Consider the following 4069-nt stretch of genomic DNA (forward strand, 5'->3'; position numbering starts at 1 on the left):
AGCAGCACTCAAACGGGCTGAACTGGCCGGGCGGCTCGGCTGCAATCTTGAAACGATCCGCTATTATGAAAAGATCGAATTGCTGCCCGAACCAGCCCGCACGGCAAGTGGCCACCGGCTGTATTCGAATGAAGATCAGGTACGACTGCGTTTCATATTGCGAGCCCGCAGCCTCGGCTTCTCCGTGGAAGATGTACGCTCGCTACTTGGCATCAATGATGGCAGGCCGAGCTGCGCGGAGGTCAGGGCGCTGGCAGAAGCACATCGGGGCGATATCCGTAAACGCATCGCCGATCTGAAGCAGATGGATCGACGGCTCGGCGAGATCATGGCTGGTTGCACCGGCGCTGAAACACCCGATTGCGCACTCACCGACAAACTGTTCGAAGATAGCTGACAAAAGGGGCTCCTGCATCTGCCAGAGATGCAAATGATGGACATCCACGACACCATCACCGCTCCGCATCGCCTCAATGACGGTACCGTTGTCAATGTCCGGCGGACTACCTAGCCACAACATGTGGATCGGCCCGCCGATTTCGCGGAACGACAGGCAGAGAATGTTACCGCGATACCGATCGTCACGAACGGATCGAACAGTATTCAGTCATAGATGAGGATGAGCGCGTCGCCCGCAACCACGGCTACAGATGCGAGTGCGTCGGACAGATTGTGAAGGAGGAGCGCCCGGATATTCACGCTCCCATTCTGCACCGAATAGATCAGGAGGGCTGTAAGCTCTGCAATGACCAGCGCAACACCGCCAAGAATAACGATCGTCCAGCCACCAACGGCGGGCGGATCAGTGATCCGTATGACAGTCTTATTGACCAGATGGCAATGGAGACCCGACGATCATCGCTCGCGGGATCAAGATCGTCATGATCATGTGCGTGGCTCAGGATCGGCCTCCTCTTCCAGCACCTTGCGCTTGCACTCGAGATACGCGCGTCGCCGCGCGTGTACCGCGTTTTTTACGCGGCTCTTTGGTGGTATCAGGCCGCATTCCTCCTGCACCTTGGCCGCCTGCTCACTTGAAAGGGCCCCCATCACGTTGTCGAGACTCTCGCAGCCGGCCAGGGCTGCGAGAGAAACGGACATGACCGCGAAGCGAAGTTCACGATGGATGAACATGCTCGGCCTCCAACAAGGAATGGTGCGCGTCGGGCTTTGGTGCGAACCAGCGGTGAAGGGCGGGTAGCACCAGCAAAGTTAGCACGGTCGAGGAGACCAGCCCGCCCATGACCACCGTGGCCAGTGGCCGCTGCACTTCAGCACCGACACCACTTGCGAAGAGCAGCGGCGCAAGGCCGAGCGCCGTCGTAAGGGCGGTCATCAGCACAGGACGTGCCCGCAAGCCTGCCGCCTCGACGGCAAGTTCATCGCGACCACGGCCCTCCCTGGCAAAATCATCCATGAAACTGACCAGCACCATGCCATTGCCGAGCGCGATACCGAACAGGGCAATAAAGCCGACCGTCGCAGGCACCGAGATCGGCAGGCCTGCAATCCAGAGCGCCATCGCCCCGCCGGTCAGCGCCAGCGGAATGTTGAGCAGGATCAGGATGGCCGATTTCATGCGCCCGAACGTCAATAGCAGGATCAGGAATACGATACCGAGCGTGATCGGGATCACGACCGCGAACCGCGCATTCGCTTCCTGCTGGAGTTCGAACTGTCCGCCCCATTCGACGCGATAACCAGCCGGCAGGTCGAGCTGGCTGGCGACCGATTGCTGCGCATCAGCGACATAGCTGCCAATATCGCGTCCTCTCACATTGAGTTGAACGGTGATGAATCGCTCACCATTCTCGCGCGTGATCTGACGTGGACCGACAATCTCCCTGATGTTTGCCACGCTTTCGAGTGGAACCCGTGCGCCGCTGGACGATTCCAAAATAATCCGTCCGATGGCCGCGGGCGTGTTGCGGTCCTCTTCGGCATAGCGCACGATGACGGGAAACTGGCGCACGCCCTCAAAAACGGCACCAGCCTCTGCCCCGCCGACGCCGGAACGCAAGGCATCGAGCGCCTCCTCCACGCTCAGTCCATACCGGCCGAGCGCAGGACGGTTGAGCGAGACCACAAGCTGCGGCGCGCCGGTGATCTGATCGGCCTGGACGTCGGTCGCCCCTGGAACCTCCTGAAGAATGGACTGCAAGTCCTGCGAGCCTTCCAGCAGGACCGCCGTATCCGGACCGAAGATCTTGACCGCCAGTTGCGCCTTTGTGCCGGTCAGGAGTTCATCAACCGACATGGCGATTGGCTGGCCAACATTGACCCTGACGCCTGGAAAGCCGCCGAGATTCTCGGAAATCGACGCCCGGAGTTCATCCGGGCTGATGCCATTGCGCCATTCGTTTCGGGGTTTGAGCGCCACGAAGGCCTCGATACTGTTGACCGGGTCGGCATGCGCGCCGACTTCCCCACGACCGATCCGGCTGACAATGGAACTGATCTCGGGGAAGGCTTCAAGCAGTCTTGCCTCGATGCGGGTCGACGTTTCCTTTGCTTCGGTTAGCGAGATGGACGGCGCCATCGTCACACGCAACAGGACATCGCCTTCCTCCAGCGCAGGCGTGAACTCCGAGCCAAGGCGTGTCGCTGAGAGGCCCCCAACCAGAAGCAGGACGCCTGCTAGCCCGACCGCCGCGAGACGTCGCCGGACGAAGAAGGCCGCAAGCGGCTTGATCAGCGAAACAAGCCGGCTGTCGCTCTCCTGGCTATTGCTCTTGGGCGGACGCATGAGGCCGAGCGCCATCGCCGGAGCGATGAGCGCGGCATAGATCAGCGACCCTGTCATGGCGAGCGCGGCAGAGGCGGCGAGCGGCCGGAACGTCTTGCCTTCGGTTCCCTGCAAAGAGAACAGCGGCAGGAAGACAATGATCACCACGAGGACGGCAGCAATCAGCGGCGCGATCACTTCGGCGCTCGCTCGCGCGACCGTCGTGCGGCTATCTTCACCCTCGCGTCGTTCGCGCAAGCCGCGATCCACGTTCTCGGCGATGACGATGGCGCCGTCGACCATCATCCCGATGGCGATCGCCACCCCGCCCAGCGTCATCAGATTGGCCCCGATGCCGAGGAATTTCATCGCGATGAAGGCAAAGCCGACCGAGAAGGGTATGGCCATGACAACCACGAGGCTTGGACGCCAGCCGCCGAGGAACAGGAAGACGATGACCGCGACCAGGAGCGCGCCCTGCCAGAGGGCGGTCGTCACGGTCGCGGCTGCCTTATTCACCAGCGTACCCTGATCATAATACGGAACGGCTTTGACACCGTCGGGAAGCGACAGGTTGATCTCGTCGAAGCGCGCTTGCGCGTTCTCGATCACCTCAGACGTGTTTGTGCCATAAAGTTTCAGGACGAGACCGGCGACGGTCTCCCCTTCGCCATTGGCAGTTGCGAGCCCCTGCCGGACGCCGCCACCTATCGCGACTTCACCGAGGTCGCTGACGCGGACGGTTCGTCCATCCACGGTCTTGACCGGCGTTTCACGCAGATCATCGAGGGAGCGAGCGAGCCCGACCCCGCGCACCGTGTACTGTTCGGCGCCAATTTCGATGAATTGCGCGCCGGCCGTCCGATTGGCGCTCTCCAAGGCGGCAATCACCTCGCCGACGCTGAGGTCATAGGATGTCAGCTGATCGGGATCGAGGCGGACCTGGTACTGCTTCTCGAAACCCCCTAGTGACAGAACCTCCGTCACCCCTTCAACCGACTGAAGCGGATACTTGATCATCCAGTCAGCAATCTCGCGCAGCTCAACCAGCGACCGCTCGTCGGTCTCATCGACGAGCCGGTAGTACATGATGATACCAAGGCCGGTCGAAATCGGCCCCATCTTGGGTGTGCCGAAGCCGTCGGGAATGGCGTCGGCGGCCTCGCCGAGGCGCTCGCCGACGACCTGGCGGGCAAAATAGACGTCCGTGCCGTCCTCGAAATAGATATTGATGACAGACAGGCCAAAATTGGATGTCGAGCGGATCTCGTCGACCTTGGGCAGGCCGGACATGGCCGTCTCGATCGGATAGGTGACATAGCGTTCGACCTCTTCGGGCGACAG

3 protein-coding genes and 1 pseudogene are annotated in these 4069 nt (G+C 61.2%); 1 reads left to right on the forward strand and 3 read right to left on the reverse strand.

All coding sequences use genetic code 11. From position 1 onward, the window contains the following. On the forward strand, positions 1–397 hold a 397-nt coding region (locus O4G74_RS15935), incomplete at its 5' end, for a MerR family transcriptional regulator (protein WP_269403510.1). A gap of 9 nt (positions 398–406) precedes the next feature. Here O4G74_RS15935 and O4G74_RS16505 read toward each other — a convergent pair. The 3 genes and pseudogenes from O4G74_RS16505 to O4G74_RS15950 form a co-directional block, all read right to left on the reverse strand. Beyond that, positions 407–813: pseudogene (locus O4G74_RS16505) on the reverse strand (cation transporter); the annotation flags it as partial. Positions 814–885: 72 nt separating this feature from the next. Beyond that, the gene (locus O4G74_RS15945) at positions 886–1134 is read right to left on the reverse strand and encodes a hypothetical protein (RefSeq protein WP_034813609.1); all 249 of its coding nucleotides are present in this window, start codon (positions 1132–1134) and stop codon (positions 886–888) included. Further along, a partial coding sequence (locus tag O4G74_RS15950; protein ID WP_269403511.1) for an efflux RND transporter permease subunit occupies positions 1118–4069 on the reverse strand: 2952 nt, incomplete at its 5' end. The genes O4G74_RS15950 and O4G74_RS15945, both read right to left, overlap by 17 nt.

This window comes from Henriciella marina, assembly GCF_027213945.1.
Lineage (GTDB): Bacteria > Pseudomonadota > Alphaproteobacteria > Caulobacterales > Hyphomonadaceae > Henriciella > Henriciella marina_A.

Bases quoted from the DNA above. Each gene is read 5' to 3' on its own strand.
- O4G74_RS15945 (WP_034813609.1), bottom strand. From the start codon at position 1,134: ATGTTCATCCATCGTGAACTTCGCTTCGCGGTCATGTCCGTTTCTCTC.